Raw genomic sequence first — 25,530 nt, 5'->3', positions numbered from 1 at the left:
GGCTGACGCCCATGGATGGGGCATATTGTTTGATGCAGCGCTGCACTGCTCTGGGATGCAACCCTTTGGCGCGGGCCCAAGCAGCCTGGGAATATCCGCGTTTTATGAGCTCAGCCCTGATCCACTCTGGTGTTTTCCCTGACATACTCACCCCGTTTCGGTATCATCAAGTGTCGCGGCGCGTATCTTTATCATTCATAAAAGAATGATTTTATGTCGCGATGCGTCACATATGAATGATTGATCACCCCAAAAAGATTGACAAGTCTTTTTGTGCGGAATTTTTTGTCTATCGACTCACCAGCAATAGCCACTAGCCGAGAATTCCTTGTATGTCAGAGCGTTATGAAGAAAAACCACAATCAGCACAAAAAGACGGTGAGGTATCTTTTCTGACGGTTGGAATGGATACTCTGAGTGACCGCCTGGACGAGCTACGTGGGAGTCTGAGCTACAAGGCATTCGCCGAGTTGGTGGGGATGAGTGAGTCGGGGATGCGCAAATACTTCCCCCCGTTCAATTCGCTGCCCACCATCGACAAGGCGCTGCGAATTGCGCGAACGTGCAATGTGAATCTGGAGTGGCTGGCCACGGGTCAGGGCCCGAAACATCCCGATGGAGTTGCCGAGCAGGCGGTGCGTCGTGATGAGTTTGATGAGGAGTACGCGCTGATCGATGGCTACCATGTCACCGTCAGTACCGGCCATGGCGCGTTTAATGATGATCATGAGGTTAAACGCAAGCTGGCATTTCGCCGCAAGTGGCTCACGTTTCGCAAGTTGAGCCCGGATAACCTGGTGGTGGTCTTCGCCAAAGGCGACAGCATGGAACCCACCATTCACTCTGGCGACTCCATCCTGGTCGATATCAGCAAGAATCAGATCGAAGACGGATCCATCTTCGTGTTGCGGCTTGGAGAGGAACTCTATGCCAAGCGCTTGCAGAAGAACTTCGATGGCGGGATCACCATCATCAGCGATAACCGGGTTGATTATCCCCTGCAGGTCGTTCCCGCCAACCAGCTGGAAAGCCTGGCCGTGATCGGCAAGGTAGTCTGGGCCGGGCACGATTTTTTTTAGTTTTGTGAGTCCGAAAATAGGACTTAAATAGCAATTTAAACTTGGAACACCATCTGAGTCGGCCCTCATCTAGGTTTTCATTTTTGCCGCATTCACCCCAAATGTCGTGCGCCGTCTTTCATTTTGGCGGCGCCCGCGACTAGAACCTCCCGATCCCCCTCTAAGCCTTATCAGCCTTGAGTTTGTCCCACGAGATCCCACTTACTTTCGGCTGCTCCCGGTTTTTTCATTCTCAGTGGTCGGTTACAAAAACCGGTCGAGATCCGCCGTTTCGCACGGCAACTGGGCACCCTGTGTGCAGGATATGCCGCCCCGTTCGCAGGTAAAGAGGACGCTGCGACACGGGCAACCCCTCGCTTTCATCGCGGATGACGGGAGCCATTGTCTGACCCGGCACCATGTACTAGTGTGCAAGGGGAGGATTCAAGGAGGAGTCTATGTCACGCACCCTGGTCATCTGCCTCGCCCTGCTGGCGGCGGCCACCCCGCTCTCTGCCGAGGTCTACAAATGCACCGTCAACGGCAGCATCACCTTCAGCGACATCCCCTGTACCGGTGACAGCGAGCCGGTGAGGATGAACATCTTCACCCCCTCGGCCGAGGAGGTCGAGCGGGCGAACAAGCGAACCCGGGATATCGAAGAGAACCTGGCCAGCGGTCGGAAGCAGCGCCAGCTTGAGGCCATGCGCACTGAACTGGATGCCAAGGATCAGAAGATGAACCGCGAGATGACCAGGTTCAACGAGGGCCAGTCAGACACCATCACCACCGAGACCGGCGACACCCGGCGCCTGGATGTGCAGGCCGTGACACGTCCATATCAGGACGAGATGGAGGCACTGAACAAGCGGCTCTCCACCCTCAAGGCAAAATAAGCGCCCTCCCCGTTTCATCCGGGTTCATAAGGATGCTGCCGAGCCGGGAATATTGCGCTTCGCCTGTGTAAAAGGGTTATCGGGGGATCACTGGCATGTGCATGGGGTTATTTCCCACACAATCAATACCGATTCATCGTCTGTTTCAGCCGCCCTGCCGGCCGCTAATCCACCAGCCGATATCCCGGCGCCTCAATGCCATGCAGCCCTCACCGGCATCGGTCGATATTCATCGACAGCCGAAGCGATGAAATAAAAGCCTCCAATGTTGAGACGACAATATCAAGTGTCAAAAGAGACACCGTCATGCCAATATCAGATGCAGCCAGAGAAGGGTAACAATATAAAAGAGCCTTATTCGAGACCTTATTATCCAGCAGTCATAAAATCAGCATTGAAAATTAAAAAGTTAACCCAGGTCCGATGATGATTCATCAAAGAGCAATGCTATTGTTAATTCACTCAGATTAAGCTCGGTCTGTCATTCAAGGGTCTCATGGAGGAGCTCCGTCATGTTCTGGAATCAAAAAACAAGCAAGGAAGCCAGTGAGCAAGCGGCAAGGATGGTGGAGCTGGACGCGTTCGAGCGGGCCATCCAGTCCCAGGTGCCCTTCGTTCAGTTTACCCCGGCAGGAGTGGTCACCTTCGCCAACGAGCTGTTTCTCAAGATCGTGGGATTTGAACGTGAAGAGGTGATCGGCAAGCATCACAGCGCCCTTTGCTTCCCGGAAGACGTCAAGACACGCGATTACGAGGGGTTGTGGCAGGATCTGCGCGGCGGCGTCTCCCGCAGCGGCCGCTTCATCCGCCAGTCGAAATCGGGCAAGGCCGTGTGGCTGGAAGCCACCTATTTCCCCATCGTCATCGACGGCAAGGTGGTGCGGATCGCCAAGGTCGCCTCGGACGTGACCCAGCAGCAATCCTCCCTGGAGCGCACCCAGGCCCTGCTGGCTGCGCTGGACAAGTCCCTGGCGGTCATCGACTTCCAGCCCGATGGCACAGTGCTCAACGCCAACCAGAACTTCCTTCACTGCTTCGGCTATCGGCTGGAAGAGGTAGTCGGCAAACATCATCGCCTCTTCTGCGATCCCGAGTTCTACCAGAAAAATCCCAACTTCTGGCACGATCTCGGTTCGGGGGACATCAAGTCCGGCCTCTTCATGCGCCTGGGCCACCGTGGCGAGAAGATCTGGCTGGAAGCCACCTACAACCCCATCTTCAACCACGAGGGCAAGGTGGTCAAAATCATCAAGCTGGCGAGCGACATCACCGAGCGGGTAGAAAAATCCATCTCCACCCGGGAAGCGGCCCAGAAGGCGTGCGCCATCGCGAGCGAAACCGTCGCCAGTGCCGCCAAGGGGCGGGAGGTGATCGATCGGGTGCTGGAGACCTCCTCCCACATCAACCACTCGGTCAACGCGGTCAGCAGGCAGATAGAGCAGCTCAATCAGCAATCCAGGAGCATAGAGTCCATCATCTCCACCATCAGCGGCATCGCGGATCAGACCAACCTGCTGGCCCTCAACGCCGCCATCGAGGCGGCCAGGGCCGGCGAGCAGGGACGGGGATTCGCGGTGGTGGCGGACGAGGTGAGACAGCTTGCCGCCAGGACGTCGACCTCCACCAGCGAGATCGTCTCCGTCATCAAGCACAACTCGGAGATCACCTCCCAGATCACCCAGACCGTCTCCGTCGTCTCCGACAAGGCGGTGGCCGGGCAGGATCAGGCCAACATCATCGCCGACGTCATCAAGGAGATCATCGAGGACGCCAACTCCGTCTCGGACACCGTCAAGAGCCTCTCCATCTAGTGCGATGCCCCCATGACGACGCGGGGCCAAGAGCCCCGCGCTTTTATGGGTCATAAAGCCCCTCGGGTACGGATCACTCCTCCCCAAGCAGATAGTGCCTGGCCTCCTCGTCGGCCTGACCGAGAGCCGCCTCCCACAGCTCGGCGATGCAGAGCCCCTCCTCCCCCACGGCCTCCTCCTCCAGCGCCTCCAGCGCCCTGGCATCGGCCAGGGTAAAAGGGTGGTGGCTCAGCAGTGCCTTGGCCTCGGCCAGCAAGATCATGTCGCTCATGGTGTGGCTCCTTCATGGCCGGGATGCTCCCCTGTCCAGACTGTAGCCCAACGGCGGCGACTCATCCCCCCGTGGTGATGGCCTGTGGCCGCGGCTTGCCCGAGGGCAGCTGGCCCACCCCGATGCCGGCCAGCACGGCGGCGCAGGCAAGCCATTGCAAGGCACTGAGGGTCTCCCCCAGCAGCAGATAGGCGAGCAGCAGGGTAAACACCGGGATGAGGTTCACATAGGCCGCCGCCAGGGTCACCTTGACCTGGGTCACCGACCAGTTGTAGAGCAGGTAGGCGCCGAGCGTCACGAAGGCGCCGAGGAAGACGATGACCGCCATGTCCTGCCAGGCCCAGGCGGCAGGCCAGGGGGAAGAAAAGGCAAAAGGCGCGAAGAAGAGGGTGCCGACGAAGGCCTGCAGGGCCGTCAGGGTCATCACGCCGTAGCGGCTGGAGAGCTTCTTGAACACCACGGAATAGGTGGCGGCGCAGAGCATGGCCCCCATCTCCAGACTGTTGCCAAGCAGGGCGTTGGGGGCAAACTCGTCGGCCCCCTCCCCCAGTCCCAGCAGGGCGATGCCGGCGATGGCGATGGCAAAGCCGAGCAGCTGGCGGCGGCTCACCCGCTCCCTGAGCAGCACGAAGGCCACCAGAGCCACCATCAGGGGCAGCAGGGCGCAGACCATGCCCGCCTGGCCGGCGCTGGTGTAACGCAGGGCGTTCACCTCCAGCAGGAAGTAGAGGCAGGGCTCGAGCGCCCCCATCAGGGCCAGCCAGCGCCAGTCCCCCTGTCGATAGTGAAAATTGCCGAGCCGGCGGTAGCACAGCAGCCAGCAGCCACCCCCATCCGCATGAAGAGCACCTGGCCGAAAGACCAGACCTCCAGCACATGTTTGAGGGCGATGAAGGAGCTGGACCAGAGCAGCATGGCCAGGGTCAGGGTCAGGATGGGTAAAGGGCGCACTATGCCTCCATGAATTGGCCAGTCGAATAATAACCATGCGGCCTTGCGGTTGTCTAAAGGCACCTAACATCAGATAATACCGCCGCCTTCATACCGGATAACCCATCGTCAATGACTGAGTACCTGCTTTTACTGGTCGGCACCGTGCTGATCAACAACTTCGTGCTGGTGAAGTTTCTCGGCCTCTGCCCCTTCATGGGCGTCTCGGGCAAGCTGGAAACCGCCATCGGCATGGGACTGGCCACCACCTTCGTGATGACGCTCGCCAGCGCCTGCTCCTACCTGATGGAGCACTACATCCTGATCCCGCTGGACATCGCCTACCTGCGCACCCTGGGCTTCATCCTGGTGATCGCCGTGGTGGTACAGTTCACCGAGATGGTGATCCGCAAGAGCAGCCCGACCCTGTATCGCCTGCTCGGCATCTTCCTGCCGCTCATCACCACCAACTGCGCCGTGCTCGGCGTGGCGCTGCTCAGCATCAACGAGCGCCACAACTTCATCCAGAGCATCATCTACGGCTTCGGTGCCGCCGCCGGCTTCTCCCTGGTGCTGATCCTGTTTGCCGCCATGCGGGAGCGCCTGGTGGCCGCCGACGTGCCGGCCCCCTTCCGCGGCGTTTCCATCGCCATGGTCACCGCCGGCCTGATGTCGCTGGCCTTCATGGGCTTTACCGGCCTCATCAAGATATAGCGCTATGACTCACATACTCTTTGCCATTCTGGTGCTGGCCCTGCTTGCCCTGGCCTTCGGCATCATTCTGGGCTTTGCCGCCGTCAAGTTTCACGTAGAGGCCGATCCCATCGTCGATCAGCTCGACGCCCTGCTGCCCCAGACCCAGTGCGGCCAGTGTGGCTACCCGGGCTGCAAGCCCTACGCCGAAGCCCTGGCCAATGGCGACAAGATCAACAAGTGCGTGCCAGGCGGCGACGCCACCATGCGCAAGATAGCGGACCTGATGGGGGTCGATCCCCAGCCGCTGGACGGGGGCGAGGAGGCGGCAACCCCGGTCAAGAAGGTGGCCTTCATTCACGAGGACATGTGCATAGGTTGCACCAAGTGCATCCAGGCCTGCCCGGTCGATGCCATCCTCGGCGCCACCAAGGCGATGCACACCGTCATCGCGGCCGAGTGCACGGGGTGCGACCTCTGCGTCGACCCCTGCCCGACCGACTGTATCGAAATGATCCCGGTGCCGACCACGGTCGACAACTGGAAATGGGATCTGGCCAAGGTCGCCATTCCGGTCAAGATAGTGGAATAAACAGCGGAGTAACCATGCAGCATCTGCTCGAACGCATCAAAGCCGGCACTCTGTGGGATTTTCACGGCGGCATTCATCCCCCCGAGAACAAGCACCAGTCCAGCCTGACCCCCGTCGTTGACGCGGGCCTCCCCCCCCAGCTCATCATCCCGGTGCGCCAGCATGCCGGCCCCGCCGGCGAACTGCTGGTGCGGGTGGGGGACAGGGTCAAGAAGGGCCAGCCGCTGACCGGCTTTGACAAGGGGCGCATCGTGCCGGTGCACGCCTCCACCTCGGGCACCGTCACCGCCATCGAACAGCACACGGTGGCGCACCCCTCCGGCCTCGACGATCTCTGCGTCATCCTCACCCCGGACGGAGAGGATGCCTGGGGGCCGCGCGACGGCCGCCCCGACTACTGGAATCTGGAGCGGGGCGAACTGCTCGCGCGCATTCAGCAGGCGGGCATCGCCGGCCTCGGCGGCGCCGTCTTCCCGACCCACAGCAAGCTCGACGGGCGCGGTCAGCTCACCGAGATCCTGATCGTCAACGGCCTGGAGTGCGAGCCCTACATCACCACCGACGACAGGCTGATGCAGGAGTATGCCGACGAGATCATGGACGGCATCCGGGTGCTCAAGCACCTGCTCAAGCCCAAGCTCACCCTGATCGGGGTGGAGGACAACAAGCCCGCGGCCATCGAATCCCTCAACCGCCATGCCACAGACCCGGATGTGCTGGTCAAGTCGGTGCCGACCAAGTACCCCTCCGGCGGTGCCAAGCAGACCATAGAGCTGCTCACCGGACGCCAGGTCGCCAAGGGCGGCCGTGCGGTGGACATGGGCATCATGGTGCTCAACGTCGCCACCGTGTTCGCCATCAAGCGCGCCATCATCGACGGCGAGCCGCTCATCGAGCGCATCGTCACCCTCACCGGCGACGCCTTCAAGAAGCCCGGCAATGCCTGGGTGCGCCTCGGCACGCCGGTTCGCTGGCTGTTACAGCGCTTCGAGCTGCAACCGGAGGCGGATCAGCGGGTCATCATGGGGGGGCCCATGATGGGCTTCACCCTGCCCCACGCCATGGTGCCCGTGGTCAAGGCCACCAACTGCCTGCTCTCCCCCACCCGGGCAGAGCTGCCGCCGCCCGGCCCCGAACAGGCCTGCATCCGCTGCAGCGCCTGCGCCGACGCCTGCCCGGCCACCCTGCTGCCCCAGGAGCTCTACTGGTATAGTCGGGTCAAGGAGTACGATAAGGCCGAGAAGCTCAACCTGTTCGACTGCATCGAGTGCGGGGCCTGCGCCTGGGTCTGCCCGAGCGAGATCCCCCTGGTGCAGTACTACAAGATCGCCAAGGACGACATCCGCGAGGCCCGTGCCGAGGCCGAGAAGGCCGAGCGGGCCAAGCAGCGCTTCGAGGCCAAGCAGGCCCGTTTCGAGCGGGACAAGGCCGCGCGGGAGGCACGCCATGCCGAGGCGGCGGCCCAGCGCCGTCAGGCCATGACGGCCGCGGGGGGAGAAGATCCCGTCGCCGCTGCCCTCGCCCGCCTCAAGGCCAAGCAGGAGACCACCCAGGCAGGCACCAGCGAGCCAGCACCGGACAACGGCGCCATGATTGCCGCCAGAGAGGCGCGCAAGCAGGAGGCGCTGGCACGTCGCGCCGCCAAGGCGGCTGAGGCCGCTGATGGCGTGGAGAGCGGCGCCGTCGAGGTCGATCCCAAGAAGGCGGCCGTGGCTGCCGCCCTCGCCCGCGCCAAGGCCAGGAAAGCCGCCCAGGCTGCCGGTGGCGACGCCGTGAGCGACCCCCCGCGGGAGCACCGGGACGAGGCCCCCACCGCATCGGTCCTGGCCGAGCCTGCCGATGCCGATCCCAAGAAGGCGGCCGTGGCTGCCGCCCTCGCCCGCGCCAAGGCTAGGAAAGCCGACCAGGCTGCGGGGGACGACGCCGTGAGCGCTCCCCCACGGGAGCACCGGGACGAGGCCCCCCCCGCATCGGTCCTGGCCGAGCCCGCCGACGCCGATCCCAAGAAGGCCGCCGCCATCGCCCGCGCCAAGGCCAAAAAAGCCGCCCAGGCTGCGGGTGACGACGCCGTGAGCGAGCCCCCGCGGGAGCACCGGGACGAGGCCCCACCCGCATCGACCCTGACCGAGCCTGCCGACGCCGATCCCAAGAAGGCCGCCGTGGCCGCCGCCATCGCCCGCGCCAAGGCCAAAAAAGCCGCCCAGGCTGCGGGTGACGACGCCGTGAGCGAACCCCCGCGGGAGCACCGGGATGAGGCATCACCCGCATCGGTCCTGGCCGAGCCTGCCGACGCCGATCCCAAGAAGGCCGCCGTGGCCGCCGCTATCGCCCGCGCCAAGGCCAGGAAAGCCGCCCAGGCTGCGGGAGGCGACGCCGTGAGCGAGCCCCCCCCTCAGGAGCACCGGGACGAGGCCCCACCCGCATCGACCCTGGCCGAGCCCGCCGACGCCGATCCCAAGAAGGCCGCCATTGCCGCCGCCGTGGCCCGCGCCAAGGCCAGGAAGCTGGCCGCCGAGGCTGCGGCCTCTTCCCCTTCCTCTTCGACCGACAAGAGCCACTGACCCATGTTCAATATCGCGAGTGCGCCCTTTGCCCACAACCGCAGGCAGACCCAGACCATGATGGTGCTGGTGATCCTGGCCTGCCTGCCGGGTTTTCTGGCCCAGACCTGGTTCTTCGGCTGGGGGACCCTGATCCAGATCCTGCTGGCCCTGGTCACGGCACTGGGCTGTGAGGCCTTCGTCCTTCGCCTGCGCGGGCGCCCCGTCAAACCGGCGCTGCTGGATGGCAGCGCGGCCCTCACCGCCGTGCTGATCGGCCTCGCCTTGCCCCCCCTGCTGCCCTGGTGGATGCTGGTGATCGGCACCGCCTTTGCCATCATCATCGCCAAGCACCTCTACGGGGGGCTCGGTCAGAACCTGTTCAACCCCGCCATGGTGGCCTATGTGCTGCTGCTGGTCTCCTTCCCGGTCCAGATGACCAGCTGGCTTCCCCCCTCCAGCATCGCCGCCTATGACATCGGCTTCGGCGATGCGGCCTCGGTGATCTTCACCGGCTTCAGCCTGGACGGCTACAGCATGCTGCAGCTCAAGCAGGGGGTGGATGGCCTGACCATGGCCACGCCGCTCGATACCCTCAAGACCGGGCTGACCCAGGGGCTCACCGCCAGCGAGGTGATGACCCACAAGGTGTTCGAGGGCTGGGGCGGCATCGGCTGGAGCTGGGTCAACCTCGGCTACCTGCTGGGGGGCCTCTTCCTGTTGCAGCAGAAGGTGATCAACTGGCGCATTCCGGCCGCCGTGCTGGGCTCACTGCTGCTGGCATCCACCCTGGGCTATCTGGCGACGCCGGATGCCACCGCCACCCCCATGCTGCACCTGTTCAGCGGCGCCACCATGCTGGGCGCCTTCTTCATCGCCACCGATCCGGTGAGTGCGAGCACCACGGCGAAGGGGCGCCTGGTCTATGGTGCCCTCATCGGGGTGCTGGTCTATCTCATCCGACGCTTTGGCGGCTACCCGGACGCCTTCGCCTTCGCGGTGCTGCTGGCCAACCTGTGCGTGCCGCTGATTGACAGCCTGACCCGCCCCAAGGTCTATGGAGCCCGTCGCAAATGAACCCATATCTGAGTTGCCGGACACGCGAGACGGAGAGCCTCCCATGTTGAAGAGCATGCGCAAGAACGGCCTGACCCTGGCCCTGTTCGCCCTGGGTTGCACCGCCATGGTGGTGCTGACCAACGAGCTGACCCGGGATCGCATCGCCCACCAGCAGCAGCTGGAGCAGTTGCGCACCCTCGGGGCCCTGCTGCCGGAGGGAAGCTATGACAACGATCTGGTGGCCAGTTGCAAGCTGGTCAGGAGCCGGGAATACCTGGGCAGCGATCAGCCCATGCCGCTCTATACCGCCACCCTCAAGGGAGAGCACACCGGCTACGCGCTGGAAACCGTGGCCCCCGATGGTTACAGTGGGGCCATCCGCATGGTGGTCGGCACCGACGCCAAGGGTGCCATCAGCGCGGTGCGGGTACTGACCCACAAGGAGACCCCGGGCCTGGGGGACAAGATAGAGCTGAAGAAGTCCAACTGGATCGACAGCTTCGTCGGCCGTACTCTCAATGCAGAGAACGAGGCCAGCTGGGCGGTGAAGAAGGACGGGGGCGAATTCGACGCCTTCACCGGCGCCACCATCACCCCCCGGGCCGTGGTCAAGGCGGTGAAAAACCTGCTGCTGCTGCAACAGGAGCACCCCGAGTTGCTGCGGGACGCCCCCTCCTGTGACGCCACCCCCTAACGCCGGAGCACAAGCTATGGAACAAGTCGACGTGATTGACGGGCAGGGCCCGATCAGCGAGAGCAATGGCCGCCGCGAGGAGCTCAAGGAGCTGATGCTGCAGGGGCTGTGGAAGAACAACCCCTCTCTGGTGCAGGTGCTGGGCCTCTGCCCCACCCTGGCCGTTTCTTCCACCTTCACCAATGCGCTGGGGCTGGGTCTTGCCACCATGGTGGTGCTGATAAGCTCCAACCTCGCCATCTCCCTGGTGCGAAACTGGGTGCCCAAGGACATCCGCATTCCGGTCTACGTGATGATCATCGCGGCCCTGGTGACCAGCGTGCAACTCTTGATGAACGCCTACACCTACGGCCTGTATCAGGCGCTCGGCATCTTCATCGCCCTCATCGTCACCAACTGCGTCATCATAGGCCGGGCCGAGGCCTATGCCTCCAAGAACCCCCCTTTGCTTGCGGCCGTCGACGGCTTCATGATGGGGCTCGGCTTCACTCTGGTGCTGCTGGTGCTGGGAGGCCTTCGCGAGATCATCGGCATGGGCACCCTGTTTGACGGTGCCGACCTGCTGCTGGGGGACTGGGCCAAGTCCCTGCGCATCGAGCTGTTCCACGCCGATGCCAGCCTGCTGCTGGCCATACTGCCGCCGGGGGGCTTCATCGGCCTTGGCCTCCTCATCGCCAGCAAGAATGCCATCAACGACAGGATGGGCCGCAAGCAGGCCGCCGACAGGGCCCACTGCAGCGTGCCGGCGGCGGGCGCCCGCGCCACCCAGCTCTGAGACAAGAGAGAGCCATGAACAACCAGAAACGCAGGCAGATCCTGGAGCGACTGCGGGACGACAATCCGCACCCCACCACAGAGCTCAACTTCACCACGCCGTTCGAGCTGCTCATCGCCGTGCTGCTGTCGGCCCAGGCCACGGATGTGAGCGTCAACAAGGCCACCGACAAGCTCTATCCGGTGGCCAACACCCCGGCCGCCATGCTGGCCCTCGGGGTGGAGGGGCTCAAGGAGTACATCAAGACCATCGGCCTGTTCAACACCAAGGCCGAGAACGTCATCAAGACCTGCGCCATCCTGCTGGAGCGCCACGGCGGCGAGGTACCGGAGGATCGCGAGGCCCTCGAGGCCTTGCCGGGGGTGGGTCGCAAGACCGCCAACGTGGTGCTCAACACCGCTTTCGGCTGGCCCACCATCGCCGTCGACACCCACATCTTCCGGGTGTCGAACCGCACCGGCTTCGCGGTGGGCAAGAACGTGGATCAGGTGGAAGAGAAGCTGCTCAAGGTGGTGCCCGCCGAGTTCAAGCTGGACGTGCACCACTGGCTCATCCTGCACGGCCGCTACACCTGTCTCGCCCGCAAGCCGCGCTGTGGCTCCTGCATCATCGAAGACTTGTGCGAATACAAAGAGAAGGTCTATCCCGAAAGCTGATCCGCAGGGCGCGGCCTGACATGCAGGCGTCTGCGGAGCCGGGCCTCGGGCCATCAGGCAGTACCAATCACCAACCCGGAGAATTGAGCAATGAGAATTCTGCATACCATGCTGCGCGTCGGCGATCTGCAACGCTCCATCGACTTCTACACCCGAGTGCTGGGCATGAAACTGCTGCGCAAGAGCGAGAACAGCGAGTACAAGTACACCCTGGCCTTCGTCGGTTACGGCGACGAGAAGGACGAAGCCGTCATCGAGCTCACCTACAACTGGGGCGTGAGCGAGTACGAGCTGGGGTCCGCCTACGGCCACATCGCCCTGGAAGCGGATGACATCTATGGTACCTGCGAGGCGCTGCGTGCCGCCGGCGCCAAGATCACCCGCGAGCCGGGCCCGGTCAAAGGGGGCACCACCGTCATCGCCTTCGTGGAAGATCCGGACGGCTACAAGATTGAGCTGATCGCCAAGAAGGATGCCGGCACCGGTCTCGGTACCAGCGTCTGAATCCGTGCTGGCGGTGATACAAACAACGGGGCCCTGGGCCCCGTTTTCATTGGCAGGCCGTCAGGCCAGGCGAAAGCGCCCCATGGTCTGGCGCAGCCCCGCCGCCAGCTGACTCAGCTCCAGACAGGCGCGGGCGGTGTGATCCGCCCCGCCCGCCACCTCGTTGGCGGAATCGTTGATCCGCGCCACGTTGCGGCCAAGCTCGTCGGAGACCGCATCCTGCTCGCCACAGGCGCTGGCGATCTGGATCGCCATGTCGGCGATCTGGGCGACCGCCTCCTCGATCTGCTGGATGCCCGAGCCGGTCCGCTCGCTCTGACTCACGCACTGACGGATCATCTCGCAGCTCTGGCCGGTCACCGCCTTCGCCTGGTTGGCGCGAACCTGCAGGGTCTCGATGATGGCGACGATCTCGCCGGTGGAGGCCTGGGTGCGGCCCGCCAGGGTGCGCACCTCGTCGGCCACCACGGCGAAGCCGCGGCCCTGCTCCCCGGCGCGGGCCGCCTCGATGGCGGCGTTGAGTGCCAGCAGGTTGGTCTGCTCGGCGATGCCGCGGATCACATCCACCACCAGGTTGATCTGGGCCGATTCCCGCTCCAGCTCGGCTACCAGGGTCCCGGCCTGCTCCATCTCCTCGGCGACCCGGGTAATGGCCACCAGGGTGCCCTGCACATCCTGATTGCCGCGACGAGCCAGGGCATTGGCGGAGCTCGCGGACTCGGAGGCGACCTCGGTGTTGCCCGCCACATCCGCCACCGTCGCCTTCATCTGGGCCATGGCGGTCGCCACCTGGGCGATCTCCTGTTGCTGGCTCTGGATCCCCTGGGCCGACTGCTCGGAGACGGTGCTCACCTCCTCGATGGCGGCGCCCAGCTGGGTCACGGCGGCGATGACCTCCTCGATGAGGCCCCTCAGGTTGTCCTGCATCTTGAGGGAGGCCCTGGCCAGCATCCCGAGCTCATCCTGTCCGATGTGCCGGCGATCCAGATCGTGGGTCAGATCCCCCTGGGCGATGGCGTTGGCCTGGGCGACCACGGCCTGCAGCGGCAGGCAGATCTGGCGGGTCAGGAACCAGGTCATGACCCCCATGAACAGCAGCAGGGCGCCTATGCTCGCCGAGGCGAAGAGCGTCACCCTGTTGACGCTGCCAAGCAGGCTGCCGCGGTTCTCCCGCACGAAGCCCAGGTTCACCTCCACCAGGGCGTTCACCGACTGCTCCAGTTCGCTATAGGCGGCATTGGAGCCGAACAGCACGTCCCTGGCCTGCTCCCTGTCCCCCAGAGAGAACAGCTGATCGACCCGGTTGGCCGCCCCCAGATACTGCAGCCAGTGCTGCCTGACCCGGTTGAACGCCCGGCGTTCGTGCTCGGCCCCCACTGTGGCCTCATAGGCGCCGAGCGCCTGCTCCACCTTGCCCAGGCTCTCCTGGATACGACCGCGGCGGACCTGCCTGTCGACGACATCCTCCACCATCAGCAGGGCAAACTGGGCGCGCCGCACATAGGAGACGTCGTAGAGCAGGTTTTCCACCGAGATGACGCTCGGCAGGGTGGAGTCGGTGAAATTCAGCACCCGGTCCCGCACGCCGCGCAGTTCGCTGGCGAGAAACAGCCCGAACAGGATGTTGATGACGGCGATGACCGAGAAAACGGCGGCAATCTTCTTGCCGATGGAGAGATGCTTGTAAGACATGTTGGCTGGTGATCCTCGACTGCGAAGACGCAGTGACACAATGATCACATCCATGTAAGCGGTGACCCGAGACTCCTGACGGGAAATGACGACGCGCGAGCAAGGACGGGGCCTTTCCCCTCCCCTCGCCACCCCGGGCCTATGTCGCTCGGCCCGGGAGCCCGCTACAGAGCGACCACCCGAGAGCCAAACTTGAACCGATTGTCGCAATCGCCCCGGCGCCATGGACAAACGGGGGGCCAGGTTATGTAATGGCACCCTCGTCTCTTGATCACAGCGCCCGAGGCTCCATGGAAAACGCGTCGACACTCTCCCCCTCCTGGTCCGTCCAACTGCGCGAGCAGATCCAGGCTCGCCCCCTCGTCGCCCTGGGGCTGCTGCTCGCCCTGGCCGCCGTCCTGCTGCTCCTGTTGCAGAGTCTGGTCGTGCTGGCGGCCGGTGACATCACCGCCGGCATGCGCTATGGCCTCATCGGCGGTGCCGCCGGCTTTGCCGCCACGGCGCTCGGCGCCCTGCCGGCCCTGTTCCTGCGGGCCGTACCCCAACGGGTGGAAGACGCCATGCTGGGTTTTGCCGCCGGCATGATGCTGGCCGCCAGCGCCTTCTCCCTGTTGCTGCCGGGCCTCGAGGCCGCGGAGGGGATCACAGGCGACGGCTTTCTCGCCGCCGCCGTGGTGGTGACCGGCATGGCTCTCGGCGCCCTGCTGATGCTGGGGCTGGATCAGTTCACCCCCCACGAGCACGACAAGACGGGGCCCTGCGGTCCCGGCCACGAGAGCTGCTCCCGGGTCTGGCTGTTCGTGTTCGCCATCGCCCTGCACAACCTGCCGGAGGGCATGGCCATCGGGGTCAGCTTCTCCCAGGGTGACATGGCCGTCGGTCTGCCGCTCACCACCGCCATCGCCCTGCAGGACATTCCCGAGGGGCTGGCGGTGGCGCTCGCCATGTGTGCCGCCGGTTTTCGTCCCCCGCTGGCCGTGCTGGTGGCCATCGCCAGCGGTCTGCTGGAACCGCTCGGGGCCCTGCTCGGGGTGGGGCTCGCCAGCGGCATGGCCATCGCCTACCCCATTGGCCTGGGGCTCGCGGCCGGCGCCATGCTGTTCGTGGTCTCCCACGAGGTGATCCCCGAGACCCACCGCAACGGCCACCAGACCCACGCCACCCTGGGCCTCATGATCGGCTTTGCCCTGATGATGACGCTGGATACCGCGCTGGGATAACGCGTCGGCCCCCGTGCACTCCGTAGTTTCCCACAAAGCGCTTCCCGAGCGGCTGGCCCTGTTCGCCAGCACCCTGCAACGGCTCGCAGACAGTGGTGAACTGGCCGCCCTGGCCAGACGCTACCCCTGACCCCCCATCCGCGCCATCGCAATGCTCGGCGCCACCGCCAAGTTTTGCTATCATCCCCGCCAACTTTTTCGGCCCAGCGGCCATCGAGACGAGGTAGATGATGAAAGTAGGTATTATCGGCGCCATGGAGCAGGAAGTAGCCCTCCTGCGCAGCCAGCTGAGCGAGCCCACCACCCTGCAACTGGGCGGCTGCGAGTTCTATCAGGGCAAGCTGGCCGGTAAAGAGGTGATCCTGACCCGCTCCGGCATCGGCAAGGTCGCCGCCAGCGTCGCCACCAGCCTGCTGCTGGAGAAGTTCGCTCCCGATTGCGTCATCAACACCGGTTCCGCCGGCGGCTTCGCCCAGGATCTGCACATCGGTGACGTGGTCATCGCGAGCGAGATGCGCTTCCACGACGTGGACGTGACCGCCTTCGGTTACGAGATGGGCCAGATGGCCCAGCAGCCCGCCGCCTTCCCCTGCGACGAAAAACTCATCGCCCTGGCACAAGCCTGCATTGCCGAGCAAGGCAAGCACCAGACCAAGGTCGGGCTCATCTGCACCGGCGATCAGTTCATGTGCAAGCCGGACGCCATCGCGAAAGCCCGTGCCGACTTCCCGCAGATGCTGGCGGTGGAGATGGAAGGGGCCGCCATCGGCCAGGTGTGCCACATGTTCAAGGTGCCCTATCTGGTGGTACGGGCCATGTCGGACATCGCCGGCAAGGAGCAGGTGGAATCCTTCGATGCCTTCATCGAGGTGGCGGGTCAACACTCCGCCGAGGTGATCATCGCGCTGCTCGGTAAATTGTGATCGATACCCTCTCCTGGGACGCCCTGATGACCGCCCTCGCCTCGACGACGGCGGCCATCATGGTGGGTGCGGCCCTGCTGGAGGCCATGCTGCCCTGGCCGGCCCGCTTTCGGCCCGGCGCCGTCGTGTCCCTGCTGACCCGCCTCGGCCAGAAAGTCTATCGCCCCGACGGTACGCCCCGCCAGCAGGGCCAGGCCGGGCTCCTGGCCCTGCTGGTGGTCTGGGTGCCCTGCGCCGCCGGCCTCTGGGCGGTGCGCAATCTCACCCTGTCGGAGCCCCTGTTCGACCTGCTGTTTCTGTTGCTGATGCTGGAATCCTGGCCCCTGCGCGAACTCGCCCAGGGGAGCCGCACCCTGGCCACCCAGGAAACCCTGGTGGTGGCGAGGCTGCAGGCGGCGCCCTGGCTCAGGCGCGAGACGGGGAAACTGTCGGTGATGGGGCTGAACAAGGCGGTGAGCGAGACCTGCGTGCTGCGCCTCGTGGGCCAGTGGGCCGGCCCCCTGCTGGGCTTTGCCCTCGCCGGGGTGCAGGGTGCCCTGCTCTGGCGCCTCGCCCAGCTGATGAACCAGGCATGGAGCCCGAAGCAGGCCGAGTTCGTCCACTTCGGCCGCCCCGCCGCGACGCTGTACCAGGGACTCTGCGCCCCCGCCATCCTGCTGCTGGCGCTCCCCCTGTGCCTGACCCGGCTGCGCCGGCTCGGCGGCAGGCTGCGTCCCGCCCTGCACTGGCCCTATCCGGCCATGGGCTGCCTGCTCGCCCTGCTGGCCCTGACCACGGGCAGCCGGCTCGGCGGCCCGCGCTACTATCGGGGCCAGCTGGTGCGCTTCCCTGTGCTGGGCGAGGGGGAAGAGCCCGATGCCCTCCTGCCCCGGCGCCTGCTGCACCGCCTGCTGCTGATCGGCTGGGGCTGGCTGACCGTGGCGTTACTCCTGACCCTGCTGGTACTGCACCATGGCTAATCCCTTGCACTGGCGGGCCCTCTGCCTGCTGCTGTGCCTGCTGAGCGCCCCCCTGCTGGCCACAACGCCTCCGGCGCCACAGCGCATCATCACCCTCACTCCCCATCTGACCGAGCTGTTGTATGACATCGGAGCCGGGGATCGCATCGTCGCCACCGACGACGCCTCCGATTATCCCCCCGAGGTGGCTCCCCTGCCGCGGGTCGCAAACTATCGCAGCATCAACCTCGAAGCCCTGCTGGCCCAGAAGCCGGATCTGGTGGTGGCCTGGCGCTCGGCCCAGGCCCGCATGCTGGCACCCGTCGAGAAGCTCGGTATCCCCGTCTTCTACTCGGAGCCCACCGACTTTGCCTCGCTGGCCACCGAGATGCGCAGCCTGGGGCGCCTGCTCGGCGTCGAACAACAAGCAGACGCCAGGGCCGACGCCTATCTGGCCAGACTCAATGCCCTGACGGCGCGCTATGGCAAGCCCAAGTCCGTCTCGGTCTTCTACCAGCTCTGGTATCCGCCGCTGACCAGCGTCAATGATTCGACCTGGCCCGGCCAGGCCATCGCCCTGTGCGGCGGCCGCAACATCATGGCCAAGGCGGCGACCCCCTATCCCCAGGTCGGGCTGGAGCAGGTGATCAAGGCCGACCCTGATCTCATCCTGGCCGGCAGCCAGGACCCTGAGGTGCTGGCGCACTGGCAACAGTGGCCCATGCTGGACGCCGTCAAGCAGCGGCGGCTCGCCCTCATCAACGCCGATGAGCTGCACCGCTTCACCCCCCGCGCCCTCAACGCGGTGGAGCAGGTATGCGAGGCGATCCTGGCTAGCGCGATCAAGAGCCGCAGCGGAGGGTAACATCCCCCTTGCACACAATCGCAACCGGATTACTCAGAAAAAACCCGTATCAGGCCATATATCCAGTAGCGTCAACCTTGCTCATGGCCCGTTTTTAAGAGGGCATACAGGGTGATATCACTCGCCAGACCCGACTGCTGCAGCCCTTGCTCCAATACAGTCGCAAATTTTGCGTTATGCTGGCGGAGTGTATGGTAGCTATAAAACAGATCCGTGATATCCCGCTCGGTGAGTGGCGCCTCATCCATCGCAATCAAGGATAAATAACTGCGTAGCAGGAAATAATCTGCAATAAGAAGCTGATACGCTATTTGAGGAGTATCAGATTCTGATGGAAACTGATTATGATAGACATGATAAAGCAGATAGTTCTGTTGAATATGGGGGCGTTCCGTTAAAAAGGGCACTACTTTCTGGTGCCAACTCTGGTGTATCAGCAGTAACTTGTCCTCATAAAATTCACCTTCTAATACCTGATTGATTTTATTTAGGCAACGGATCATCACAGCCCTCCCTCGACGCTGCTGATTCTGTATTAACAGATGCGTCAGAGTACGCAAGGCCCACCACTGAACTTTACCAATGAAAGGAATTTGAGAGAAAGCCGCGCTCAACTGACCATCATTGATCATGGGAGCCAATTGTTCGATAAATGCCTGATGCGACCCCTTGCTTTCGTCCCTGTGTACCAGCATACCGATCAGCCAAAGCTTGTCTTCAATCGTCATACCATTGGCAAGCAGCACGTCGATGCTCAATGAATGCAGCATGTCGAGGGAACTGGAAACAGGGGAGGTCTTGGCCTGCCCCTTGAATGGGGTAACGTCAACCATCATGGCATCTGGATTCAAGAGTACCTGTCGGCTCACTTCCGGGCAGGAGAGCACCAGGCTTCGCCTGTGCTGGGTACCAAATTGCCGCAACTGCCTGGGGTAGGTCTTACAAGTGTGACTCAGTGCCTCGGCCCCCATCTTCTTATGTACATTGCATAATCCGACACCGTCCAGAAAAGGGCAGGCGCCAGACTCGTCCATACGGATAGTCCCCCAGTGAGCGTCTGAGTTTTTCACCTTCTCAATATGTTGCCTGGCAGTGCTTTGAATCAGCTGATCCGGGTGACTGACATAATGACGATACGTCTTCTTGTCGATGGATATCGTCCATCCATGGCAGCAATTGTCCTCACATTGATCGCCAATACAGTGAAAATCCGTGTAGTACCTGGGGGTTACCAGGGTATGGGCCATGACGGTGTCCTCAAGAAAATCATTCGGATTCACCTACCCCTTTCAAGAACGTAGGTTTCATTAAGACGCAAAGTGCATGCCTACATAACAGGCAATCATCACCTAATGGGTATTAGGCAAGAGCTAACATCCTTATTGACTCCCCCCTTAGTTACTGGCTATCGTTGGAACTTTCCATTTGTTTCATTTCTACGAGATCGCGTGTCTTCGGTGCAGGTATCAGGCTAATAAATCTGGCCAGACTTAGCAGTGTCATGAAGAGACCGACGGTCGCGTGAAAAAGCAGTACAGAGGCAGCCATAGTGCTTTTTGGCAATAAGTCGAAATCACCAAATGATGTCATCGTGATAAAACTGCTATAAATACCACCAAAGACAGTTCCCGTTCCCGGCTGCCATTTGTGATCAAAGTCAGCGGCCATCACCGTATAGGTGCACGCCAACCAAAGTATGATTTCGAAGTAATTGTGCAGTAGCAACAATACGATACGACGGTAACCCTCTAATCTGTATTCCCTCCCTGCTTTTACGACCCGATACTCATCGAACAACAAGACATTCGTCTGGTATACGACGATCTCAAAGGTTCGAAGAAAACCATAGCCCATAAAAAAATATCCCATCACAGGATAGGGTGAGTAAACAGCGACCACTACTGCCACCATGGAAAGGACAAGGTGACTCAGCACCCAGCAATCGACAAATCGAGCAGTGATGGCTGTAGGGAACAGTTTCCTTACCAGGGTAAATACTGAAACTTTTGCCAGTACGCCAAAAATACTCGACCAGAACTCAACGATAAATGAAGGCATATAACGACCTAAACGCTTGCATACGGCTCATGTTCACTTTATGTCAGGAAAGCAAAGTGAACGCTCGACAATGTAAAAAGAGAGAGATAATCCATCACTGCTGCTCGTGACGCCTATCACACCAAGCGACAAACAACCTTGGCTATCTAGATCTTACCTATTCCCATGATAGGTAGACTTTGCCTTGTTGGCCCTGCCGAGGGCCACTATCTGCATGGCGATCTCATTCTTGAACATATCAACCTGGCTTCTCAGCTCCTGCTCTTTTGCTAATTGATCTCTGATCAAGGTAGCTATGTCCGCTGGCGCCAGCTTCTTCTGCTGGGACAATGCTGTCAGTGCCGCGATGATCGCCAGGCGCTCATCCATACAAGTTAAGGCCTCTTCATATTGATGGCCCGCCAACAATCGCTGCAGTGTCGCGATATTATTGGTCAGGGCATCACCATAAGCATTAAGCTCATCCACTACACACTCCCTGAGGCTTGTCTTAGCTGAAAGCCCTGCTGCTTATCCGCGTCGGTGATTTGATCCCAAGCCGATTTGATCGTCACCATCAGTGTCATGACCTCGTCGAGAGGCTGGATGTCACGTCGCACGCTGGCCTCCCAGATACGCTCATCCATGTAGGCATAGAGCGCAAACAGATCCTCTGCGATCTGCCCCTGCGTCATGTCCAGCCCATCCTGAAGGCCATGCACCAACCCCTGTGCCTTGGAGATGGTCCTGGCCTTTTCCTCCATGTCCTTGCGCTCTATGGCTCCCTTCGCCTGTGCAAGGCTCTCCAGCAGTCCTTGCATCATCAGTTGAATGACGCGATGGGGGTCGGCAACCGCCAGATCAGCCGCTATGCTGGTTGCCTTATATGCTTTCAGATTACGGTGATACATATATGGGTCCTCGAAATATCACACTCAGTCATTTTTTATCTGTAATGCCGTCAGGGCAGACGCCGAGTTGTTCATCTTCACAAGCAGTGCATCCAGGCTGCCGTACTGAGCGCGCAGGGCTGCCTCATATTTCACCAGCTGCTCGTTGGTAGTGGCCTGCTTCTGGCTAAGACTGCGCAGATCCGCATTAAGGGTATCGGTCCGTTGTGCCAGCAGGCCACCGGTCTTGGTATATTCCTTCAAGCCAGTCGTCAGTTTGGCCGCCAGACCATTCTCACCGCCAAACAGGCCCGCCACCTGGTCGAAGTTCTTGTCGACCACCTCGCCAAACTTCTCTTTGTCCAGGGAGAGCTGACCCTTGTTATCCATTTTGATGCCCATCTCGAAGATGGTGGAATAGATGGTACTGGTGTCAGAGGGGGTGGTAATTAAATTGGACATGAAGTTGCTGATGGCCCGCGTGGTGGAGTCCCCCGCCAGCGCACCGCCATCGTCCTGACGCACACCGCCGACGATGCTGTTGCGTTTGCCAAGGCTTGTTAACTTGCTCTGCAGGGCGTTATAGCCATCGATAAACTTCTGTACCGTCTCCTGAACAGAGGTCTTGTCGGTAGTGATATCCACCTTGTTGGACTTGAGATCGCCATTGCTGTCGGTATCGGAGACCCGCAGCACGGTGATCTTCAGATCCTGGATGACGTCATCGAAGACATTGGTATCGCTCTTGAGCTCATTGCCATCTACCAGGATCTCGGCGCTGGACGCCTGTTGCGTCTCTGCCAATTTGCTTGTGAACTTATCTTGCAGTTCGGTCGTGCTGCCCGAGATGACCAGATCCTTGCCATCTCCAGAGACCCCAGAATCGATGACAAGCTTCGCCTTACCATCGGCGGTATTGACGATGTTGGCACTGAGCCCGAAGTTGTCGCCATCATTGTTGATGCGCTTGCGGATAGTTTGCAGGGTATCCCCCGCCTTGACATCGACCGTGAACTCCTTGTCCCCCGCCTTGAAGGTCAGCTGGCCGTCCTGGGTAGCAAGCACCGCCGTCGAACTGTCAAAGATGCCCTCCTGGCGGCTGGTGGTTGCCAACTTATTGACGGTGATATTGTACTGACCATTGGAGGTGCCACTCTTGCTCTCCACTGCCAGCACAGGGTCATCTTTACTCTGGGTGATATTGATGGCTCGCTTGTTGAAAGCGCCGGGTTTGCTCAAGGTATCCAGGATATCGGTGAAGGCAGAGAGGGAGGACTTGAGCTGGCCTATGCCAGACAAGGTGATATTGGTGCTGTTCTGCTTGATGGTGATGGGCTGCTGCAACTGCGCCTTCCTGGCGGCCACGCTCGCCGAGATCACGCTCTCGAGATCGATGCCAGACCCCGCCCCGGCGGAGGTAATCGCCATAATATGCTCCTCTTATCTCGTTAAAAACCTATACCTGACCGTCGAACAGCAACCCGGAGAGGCCGGAACCATCGCCCTGATGCTGCCCCATCTCCTGCAGACGCTTGTTCATCTGGAGGATCTCCTCGCTCGGGATCTGGCGGATCACCTGCTTGGTCTCGGCATCGATTACCTTGATGACCGGTCGATCAAACTCGGGCACCAGGCTGAAATGGATGGCCCACCCCTTCAGCTTGCCCAAGCTGGCCAATTTCTCTTGCAATTCTTGGGCCTGCTTTTCAGTTTCATCATTATTCTTGGATGATGACGCTGTGGCCTTCGAAGGCTCTTCCTTCGCAGTCTTGTTTGCCAGGTCGGCGCTTCCCTGCTCGACGGTTTGCTCCTCAGCAGAGGCCGATGGCGCAGAAACAGGCATGGCGGCCCGAGGGCCGCCATGGGAAGTGAGCGTCGAGGTAGAAGCCATGACGATGGGTTCATTGGCCATCTGCCGCTCCTTATTCAGAGGTTAACCTGGACCGTCTTAGCGACCCAGCAGCGACAGGGCCGACTGCGGACGCTGGTTGGCCTGGGCCAGGATGCTGGAGGCCGCCTGCTGCAGGATATTCTGCTTGGTCATATTGGCGGTCTCGGTGGCGAAGTCCGCATCGCGGATACGGGAGCGGGCGGCGCTGACGTTTTCCGAAATATTGGCCTGGTTGCGAATAGTCGAATCCAACCGGTTCTGCACCGCCCCCAGTTCGGCGCGTTTGCCATCGACCACACCAATCATGGAATCAACTGCACCTAACACCTTCTGAGCTTCAGCGGCACTAGAAATATTGATTTGCCCCGCCGAACCACCTTTAAAGACACTCACGACATCGGCATCGGTACCATCTACAGTACCATCTCCATTGCTATCATACTTCTCAGCAGCCTTCGCGATCCCTTGTATCGTGAATCCATCACCAGTGCCCGAAATATCAATATTATTTGCGCCCGCTTTTTTCATCGAGAAGCTAATGGTTTGATTGGCATTAGCTCCTACCTGGAAGTCACCTTGATAAGAGCCATCAAGCAGCTTGGTACCAGCAAAGGTGGTGTCCTTGGAGATACGATCGATCTCCGCGCCCAGTTGATCCACCTCTTTTTGCAAGGCCTTGCGATCGTCATCGGAGTTGGAACCGTTGGCGGACTGCTGGGCCAGGGTGCGGATACGCTGCAGCATGCCGGTCACTTCGTCCATGGCCCCTTCCGCGGTCTGCGCCAGGGAGATACCGTCGTTGGCGTTGCGGTTGCCCTGATCCAGGCCGTTGATCTGGGAGGTCAGACGGTTGGAGATCTGCAGGCCGGCCGCATCGTCCTTGGCGCTGTTGATACGCAGGCCGGAAGCAAGGCGGGTGTAGGAGGTATCCAGCGACTTGCTGGAGTTTATCAAGTTGCGCTGGGCGTTGAGGGACGAGACGTTGGTGTTGATGTACATGGACATATTGAATTCTCCTGATGAGTCTAAAACTGCGGATCCCAGGGCGCGTTGCGATTGAGATCCATCGTCAGTCCGCAGGGCCAAACCGCTCCCGGTGACTGAGGCAGACCTGATTCAACGTGGTGATGACCAGATCCGCAGCACTGCAAAAAGTTGGACTTCCTGACACCCTTCCATTTGCTTCCCCCTTAGTAACGGCACCACCGCCCGATGCTTTAGAACATTTTTCGCCTCAAGGAGGATAAATCTGTACTGAATCCCACCATGACCGTATTGCGGCCTGATGCTGCCCGCTTGCCTACCTCAACCCCTTATCCAGAAACCGGCGCTGGCTCCCACTTTTGCACTCCCGCATTGCTCATCCCCACGGCTTGCCCCTAAAATCGCCGCCCCATCATCTATTGGACGTGAGTTGTTCTCCATGCAGACTCTGGTTGAGCAGATCGTTTACATCAGCGACATGTTTGGTACTGCGGTATTCGCGTTTTCGGGAGTATTGGTGGCAGGACGCCTTCGAATGGACGGCTTTGGCGTCATGGTGCTGGCGGCGGTGACCGCCATCGGCGGTGGCACCATCCGCGACATGATCCTGGGGGCTACCCCCGTCTTCTGGGTGCGTGACCCCCTCTATATCTGGGTGATCATCGCCACGGCCCTCGTCGGCATGTGGATGGTCAAGCTGCCCCGCCGCATGCCCTGGTATGTGCTGCCGGTGGCGGACGCCTTTGGGCTCGCGCTCTTTACCGTGATAGGTGCCCAGAAGGCGCTCAACTTCGGCACCTCGGGACTGATTGCGGTGCTCATGGGCACCATGACAGGGGTTGCGGGCGGCATGATCCGGGACGTGCTGGCCCGGGAAGTGCCCATGGTGCTGCAAAAGGAGATCTACGCCACCGCCTGCATCCTGGGGGGCATCCTCTATACCCTGTCGCTGGAAGTCGGAGTGGACAGGGTGAGCGCCATGCTCATCAGCATGCTGGGGGTATTCGGCCTTCGGGTGGCGGCCATCTACTGGCATCTCTCCCTGCCCACCTTCTCGCTGCAGCGCAACTGAGGGACGCCGGAGTGGGCGAGATCCCATCCCGACAGGGACAAGATTGAACCAAGCCGGCTTTTCTGTTGTCATACAGGGGTCGTTTCAAGCCGGAATACCTCATGCAAAAACTTGGGCTCATTACCACGCTGACGCTGATGATGGTGGCGGCTCATGCGGGGGCACAGACCCTGTTCGGGCGTCTGGCATCCACCCCGGTGCAGCAGTTCAACCAGCAGATCCGTCAGGCGAGCAGCAATCAGCAAGGCTGGGTCAACGACTATCGCGAGGTGGCTCGCCGCTTCGTGGGCCATGAAGACGTCCCCACCCGCATCCATGCCCAGCAGCTGGACAACGATCTCGTGCTTTCGGTGGCTCTCGATGGCCAGAGGAACGACATGCTCTATATCCTGACCCTGTTTCGCAGCAACAACCTGTGGCAGATGCGTCAGGCGGAGATGGGCTGGCGCTGCCAGGGCCAGGAGACCTTTACCCCGGTTCCCTGTCCCTGACCCTCTGCATCCATGGAAGTGAAATAAAAAATCCGGCGCCTTGGCCGG

General features: G+C 61.5%; 26 protein-coding genes and 2 pseudogenes. 18 read left to right on the top strand and 10 right to left on the bottom strand.

All coding sequences use genetic code 11. The features are described from left to right. The first annotated feature begins 332 nt into the window (after window positions 1-332). From AB5Y72_RS02575 to AB5Y72_RS02560, 4 genes and pseudogenes are all read left to right on the top strand, one after another. Entirely contained in the window at window positions 333-1,079 is a 747-nt protein-coding gene (locus tag AB5Y72_RS02575; protein WP_180898599.1) for a helix-turn-helix transcriptional regulator, read from the top strand. Window positions 1,080-1,516: 437 nt separating this feature from the next. Beyond that, complete coding sequence (locus AB5Y72_RS02570) at window positions 1,517-1,954, top strand: DUF4124 domain-containing protein (RefSeq protein ID WP_010673985.1); 438 nt, start codon at window positions 1,517-1,519, stop codon at window positions 1,952-1,954. 512 nt (window positions 1,955-2,466) lie between these two features. Beyond that, a pseudogene (locus tag AB5Y72_RS02565) lies at window positions 2,467-3,225 on the top strand (PAS domain-containing protein); the annotation flags it as partial. A gap of 96 nt (window positions 3,226-3,321) precedes the next feature. Beyond that, window positions 3,322-3,765, top strand: a complete 444-nt coding sequence (locus tag AB5Y72_RS02560; RefSeq protein ID WP_272941395.1) for a methyl-accepting chemotaxis protein — start codon at window positions 3,322-3,324, stop codon at window positions 3,763-3,765. 73 nt (window positions 3,766-3,838) lie between these two features. Here the strand turns inward: AB5Y72_RS02560 and AB5Y72_RS02555 are convergent, their stop codons facing one another. Together AB5Y72_RS02555 and AB5Y72_RS02550 are read right to left on the bottom strand one after the other, a co-directional pair. Then, window positions 3,839-4,036: a hypothetical protein gene (locus AB5Y72_RS02555; protein ID WP_010673983.1), complete on the bottom strand. Its 198-nt coding sequence runs from the start codon at window positions 4,034-4,036 to the stop codon at window positions 3,839-3,841. Window positions 4,037-4,097: 61 nt separating this feature from the next. Next, window positions 4,098-4,987 (bottom strand): annotated as a pseudogene (locus AB5Y72_RS02550) (DMT family transporter). Between the two features lie 111 nt (window positions 4,988-5,098). On the opposite strand from AB5Y72_RS02550, the gene rsxA reads away from it, so the two are divergent. From rsxA to gloA, 8 genes are all read left to right on the top strand, one after another. Next, the gene (rsxA, locus tag AB5Y72_RS02545; protein ID WP_010673981.1) at window positions 5,099-5,680 is read left to right on the top strand and encodes an electron transport complex subunit RsxA; all 582 of its coding nucleotides are present in this window, start codon (window positions 5,099-5,101) and stop codon (window positions 5,678-5,680) included. Between the two features lie 4 nt (window positions 5,681-5,684). Then, on the top strand, window positions 5,685-6,251 hold the full coding sequence (gene rsxB, locus AB5Y72_RS02540) for an electron transport complex subunit RsxB (RefSeq protein WP_010673980.1): 567 nt from the start codon (window positions 5,685-5,687) through the stop codon (window positions 6,249-6,251). A 14-nt stretch (window positions 6,252-6,265) separates the two neighbouring features. After that, window positions 6,266-8,812, top strand: coding sequence for an electron transport complex subunit RsxC (gene rsxC / locus AB5Y72_RS02535; RefSeq protein ID WP_325783197.1), 2,547 nt, complete (start codon window positions 6,266-6,268; stop codon window positions 8,810-8,812). 3 nt (window positions 8,813-8,815) lie between these two features. Next, window positions 8,816-9,868 carry an electron transport complex subunit RsxD gene (gene rsxD / locus AB5Y72_RS02530; RefSeq protein ID WP_042079245.1) on the top strand — a complete coding sequence of 351 codons (1,053 nt, stop codon included), beginning with the start codon at window positions 8,816-8,818 and terminating at the stop codon, window positions 9,866-9,868. Between the two features lie 43 nt (window positions 9,869-9,911). Further along, window positions 9,912-10,544, top strand: coding sequence for an electron transport complex subunit RsxG (gene rsxG, locus AB5Y72_RS02525; protein ID WP_219144006.1), 633 nt, complete (start codon window positions 9,912-9,914; stop codon window positions 10,542-10,544). 16 nt (window positions 10,545-10,560) lie between these two features. Beyond that, a complete protein-coding gene (locus AB5Y72_RS02520; RefSeq protein WP_325783198.1) occupies window positions 10,561-11,319 on the top strand; it encodes an electron transport complex subunit E in 759 nt (252 codons plus the stop codon). Window positions 11,320-11,333: 14 nt separating this feature from the next. Further along, a complete protein-coding gene (nth, locus tag AB5Y72_RS02515; protein WP_042079242.1) occupies window positions 11,334-11,975 on the top strand; it encodes an endonuclease III in 642 nt (213 codons plus the stop codon). A gap of 90 nt (window positions 11,976-12,065) precedes the next feature. Then, on the top strand, window positions 12,066-12,479 hold the full coding sequence (gloA, locus tag AB5Y72_RS02510) for a lactoylglutathione lyase (RefSeq protein ID WP_042079241.1): 414 nt from the start codon (window positions 12,066-12,068) through the stop codon (window positions 12,477-12,479). Between the two features lie 60 nt (window positions 12,480-12,539). On the opposite strand, the gene AB5Y72_RS02505 is transcribed toward gloA, so the two are convergent. Continuing rightward, window positions 12,540-14,171, bottom strand: coding sequence for a methyl-accepting chemotaxis protein (locus AB5Y72_RS02505; RefSeq protein WP_325783199.1), 1,632 nt, complete (start codon window positions 14,169-14,171; stop codon window positions 12,540-12,542). A gap of 290 nt (window positions 14,172-14,461) precedes the next feature. On the opposite strand from AB5Y72_RS02505, the gene AB5Y72_RS02500 reads away from it, so the two are divergent. From AB5Y72_RS02500 to AB5Y72_RS02485, 4 genes are all read left to right on the top strand, one after another. Next, complete coding sequence (locus AB5Y72_RS02500; RefSeq protein WP_325783200.1) at window positions 14,462-15,391, top strand: ZIP family metal transporter; 930 nt, start codon at window positions 14,462-14,464, stop codon at window positions 15,389-15,391. A gap of 230 nt (window positions 15,392-15,621) precedes the next feature. Beyond that, window positions 15,622-16,314, top strand: coding sequence for a 5'-methylthioadenosine/S-adenosylhomocysteine nucleosidase (mtnN, locus tag AB5Y72_RS02495; protein WP_010674306.1), 693 nt, complete (start codon window positions 15,622-15,624; stop codon window positions 16,312-16,314). A gap of 26 nt (window positions 16,315-16,340) precedes the next feature. After that, the gene (locus tag AB5Y72_RS02490; protein WP_368198573.1) at window positions 16,341-17,273 is read left to right on the top strand and encodes a cobalamin biosynthesis protein; all 933 of its coding nucleotides are present in this window, start codon (window positions 16,341-16,343) and stop codon (window positions 17,271-17,273) included. Further along, window positions 17,266-18,117 (top strand): cobalamin-binding protein, encoded by an 852-nt coding sequence (locus tag AB5Y72_RS02485; protein ID WP_368198551.1) that lies wholly within the window; start codon window positions 17,266-17,268, stop codon window positions 18,115-18,117. Before AB5Y72_RS02490 ends, AB5Y72_RS02485 begins: the two co-directional genes overlap by 8 nt. 71 nt (window positions 18,118-18,188) lie before the next feature. Here AB5Y72_RS02485 and fliB read toward each other — a convergent pair whose 3' ends face one another. The 7 genes from fliB to AB5Y72_RS02450 all read right to left on the bottom strand — a co-directional run bounded on the left by fliB (window position 18,189) and on the right by AB5Y72_RS02450 (window position 23,940). Then, the gene (gene fliB / locus AB5Y72_RS02480) at window positions 18,189-19,364 is read right to left on the bottom strand and encodes a flagellin lysine-N-methylase (RefSeq protein WP_368198549.1); all 1,176 of its coding nucleotides are present in this window, start codon (window positions 19,362-19,364) and stop codon (window positions 18,189-18,191) included. A gap of 151 nt (window positions 19,365-19,515) precedes the next feature. Continuing rightward, on the bottom strand, window positions 19,516-20,175 hold the full coding sequence (locus tag AB5Y72_RS02475) for a hypothetical protein (protein ID WP_368198548.1): 660 nt from the start codon (window positions 20,173-20,175) through the stop codon (window positions 19,516-19,518). Window positions 20,176-20,328: 153 nt separating this feature from the next. Then, entirely contained in the window at window positions 20,329-20,643 is a 315-nt protein-coding gene (locus tag AB5Y72_RS02470; RefSeq protein WP_103261808.1) for a hypothetical protein, read from the bottom strand. Next, window positions 20,643-21,065: a flagellar export chaperone FliS gene (fliS, locus tag AB5Y72_RS02465; RefSeq protein WP_368198547.1), complete on the bottom strand. Its 423-nt coding sequence runs from the start codon at window positions 21,063-21,065 to the stop codon at window positions 20,643-20,645. The genes AB5Y72_RS02470 and fliS overlap by 1 nt, the downstream gene beginning before the upstream one ends. Window positions 21,066-21,089: 24 nt before the next feature. Next, the gene (gene fliD, locus AB5Y72_RS02460) at window positions 21,090-22,475 is read right to left on the bottom strand and encodes a flagellar filament capping protein FliD (protein WP_368198571.1); all 1,386 of its coding nucleotides are present in this window, start codon (window positions 22,473-22,475) and stop codon (window positions 21,090-21,092) included. 25 nt (window positions 22,476-22,500) lie between these two features. Next, window positions 22,501-22,956, bottom strand: coding sequence for a flagellar protein FlaG (locus AB5Y72_RS02455; RefSeq protein WP_368198546.1), 456 nt, complete (start codon window positions 22,954-22,956; stop codon window positions 22,501-22,503). Window positions 22,957-22,992: 36 nt separating this feature from the next. Continuing rightward, window positions 22,993-23,940 (bottom strand): flagellin, encoded by a 948-nt coding sequence (locus AB5Y72_RS02450; protein ID WP_368198544.1) that lies wholly within the window; start codon window positions 23,938-23,940, stop codon window positions 22,993-22,995. 418 nt (window positions 23,941-24,358) lie between these two features. Here AB5Y72_RS02450 and AB5Y72_RS02445 point away from each other — a divergent pair, with 418 nt between their 5' ends. Both AB5Y72_RS02445 and AB5Y72_RS02440 read left to right on the top strand, forming a co-directional pair. Further along, window positions 24,359-24,991: a trimeric intracellular cation channel family protein gene (locus tag AB5Y72_RS02445; protein ID WP_368198543.1), complete on the top strand. Its 633-nt coding sequence runs from the start codon at window positions 24,359-24,361 to the stop codon at window positions 24,989-24,991. Between the two features lie 101 nt (window positions 24,992-25,092). Beyond that, window positions 25,093-25,482: a hypothetical protein gene (locus AB5Y72_RS02440; protein ID WP_069784665.1), complete on the top strand. Its 390-nt coding sequence runs from the start codon at window positions 25,093-25,095 to the stop codon at window positions 25,480-25,482. The last annotated feature ends 48 nt before the right edge of the window (window positions 25,483-25,530 follow it).

Source organism: Aeromonas sp. R7-4 (assembly GCF_040908055.1).
GTDB lineage: Bacteria > Pseudomonadota > Gammaproteobacteria > Enterobacterales > Aeromonadaceae > Aeromonas > Aeromonas sanarellii.
This window is presented reverse-complemented; position numbering and strand designations above follow the sequence as displayed.

What these genes read in the sequence shown, in the direction of transcription:
- fliS (WP_368198547.1), bottom strand. Translation starts at nt 21,065, where the DNA reads ATGTATCACCGTAATCTGAAAGCATATAAGGCAACCAGCATAGCGGCT.
- AB5Y72_RS02555 (WP_010673983.1), bottom strand. Translation starts at nt 4,036, where the DNA reads ATGAGCGACATGATCTTGCTGGCCGAGGCCAAGGCACTGCTGAGCCAC.
- AB5Y72_RS02505 (WP_325783199.1), bottom strand. Translation starts at nt 14,171, where the DNA reads ATGTCTTACAAGCATCTCTCCATCGGCAAGAAGATTGCCGCCGTTTTC.
- fliB (WP_368198549.1), bottom strand. Translation starts at nt 19,364, where the DNA reads ATGGCCCATACCCTGGTAACCCCCAGGTACTACACGGATTTTCACTGT.
- AB5Y72_RS02450 (WP_368198544.1), bottom strand. Translation starts at nt 23,940, where the DNA reads ATGTCCATGTACATCAACACCAACGTCTCGTCCCTCAACGCCCAGCGC.
- AB5Y72_RS02440 (WP_069784665.1), top strand. Translation starts at nt 25,093, where the DNA reads ATGCAAAAACTTGGGCTCATTACCACGCTGACGCTGATGATGGTGGCG.
- rsxD (WP_042079245.1), top strand. Translation starts at nt 8,816, where the DNA reads ATGTTCAATATCGCGAGTGCGCCCTTTGCCCACAACCGCAGGCAGACC.
- AB5Y72_RS02520 (WP_325783198.1), top strand. Translation starts at nt 10,561, where the DNA reads ATGGAACAAGTCGACGTGATTGACGGGCAGGGCCCGATCAGCGAGAGC.
- AB5Y72_RS02570 (WP_010673985.1), top strand. Translation starts at nt 1,517, where the DNA reads ATGTCACGCACCCTGGTCATCTGCCTCGCCCTGCTGGCGGCGGCCACC.
- gloA (WP_042079241.1), top strand. Translation starts at nt 12,066, where the DNA reads ATGAGAATTCTGCATACCATGCTGCGCGTCGGCGATCTGCAACGCTCC.
- mtnN (WP_010674306.1), top strand. Translation starts at nt 15,622, where the DNA reads ATGAAAGTAGGTATTATCGGCGCCATGGAGCAGGAAGTAGCCCTCCTG.
- rsxB (WP_010673980.1), top strand. Translation starts at nt 5,685, where the DNA reads ATGACTCACATACTCTTTGCCATTCTGGTGCTGGCCCTGCTTGCCCTG.
- rsxA (WP_010673981.1), top strand. Translation starts at nt 5,099, where the DNA reads ATGACTGAGTACCTGCTTTTACTGGTCGGCACCGTGCTGATCAACAAC.
- AB5Y72_RS02500 (WP_325783200.1), top strand. Translation starts at nt 14,462, where the DNA reads ATGGAAAACGCGTCGACACTCTCCCCCTCCTGGTCCGTCCAACTGCGC.
- AB5Y72_RS02445 (WP_368198543.1), top strand. Translation starts at nt 24,359, where the DNA reads ATGCAGACTCTGGTTGAGCAGATCGTTTACATCAGCGACATGTTTGGT.
- rsxC (WP_325783197.1), top strand. Translation starts at nt 6,266, where the DNA reads ATGCAGCATCTGCTCGAACGCATCAAAGCCGGCACTCTGTGGGATTTT.
- AB5Y72_RS02575 (WP_180898599.1), top strand. Translation starts at nt 333, where the DNA reads ATGTCAGAGCGTTATGAAGAAAAACCACAATCAGCACAAAAAGACGGT.
- rsxG (WP_219144006.1), top strand. Translation starts at nt 9,912, where the DNA reads ATGTTGAAGAGCATGCGCAAGAACGGCCTGACCCTGGCCCTGTTCGCC.
- AB5Y72_RS02475 (WP_368198548.1), bottom strand. Translation starts at nt 20,175, where the DNA reads ATGCCTTCATTTATCGTTGAGTTCTGGTCGAGTATTTTTGGCGTACTG.
- nth (WP_042079242.1), top strand. Translation starts at nt 11,334, where the DNA reads ATGAACAACCAGAAACGCAGGCAGATCCTGGAGCGACTGCGGGACGAC.
- AB5Y72_RS02455 (WP_368198546.1), bottom strand. Translation starts at nt 22,956, where the DNA reads ATGGCCAATGAACCCATCGTCATGGCTTCTACCTCGACGCTCACTTCC.
- AB5Y72_RS02485 (WP_368198551.1), top strand. Translation starts at nt 17,266, where the DNA reads ATGGCTAATCCCTTGCACTGGCGGGCCCTCTGCCTGCTGCTGTGCCTG.
- AB5Y72_RS02490 (WP_368198573.1), top strand. Translation starts at nt 16,341, where the DNA reads ATGACCGCCCTCGCCTCGACGACGGCGGCCATCATGGTGGGTGCGGCC.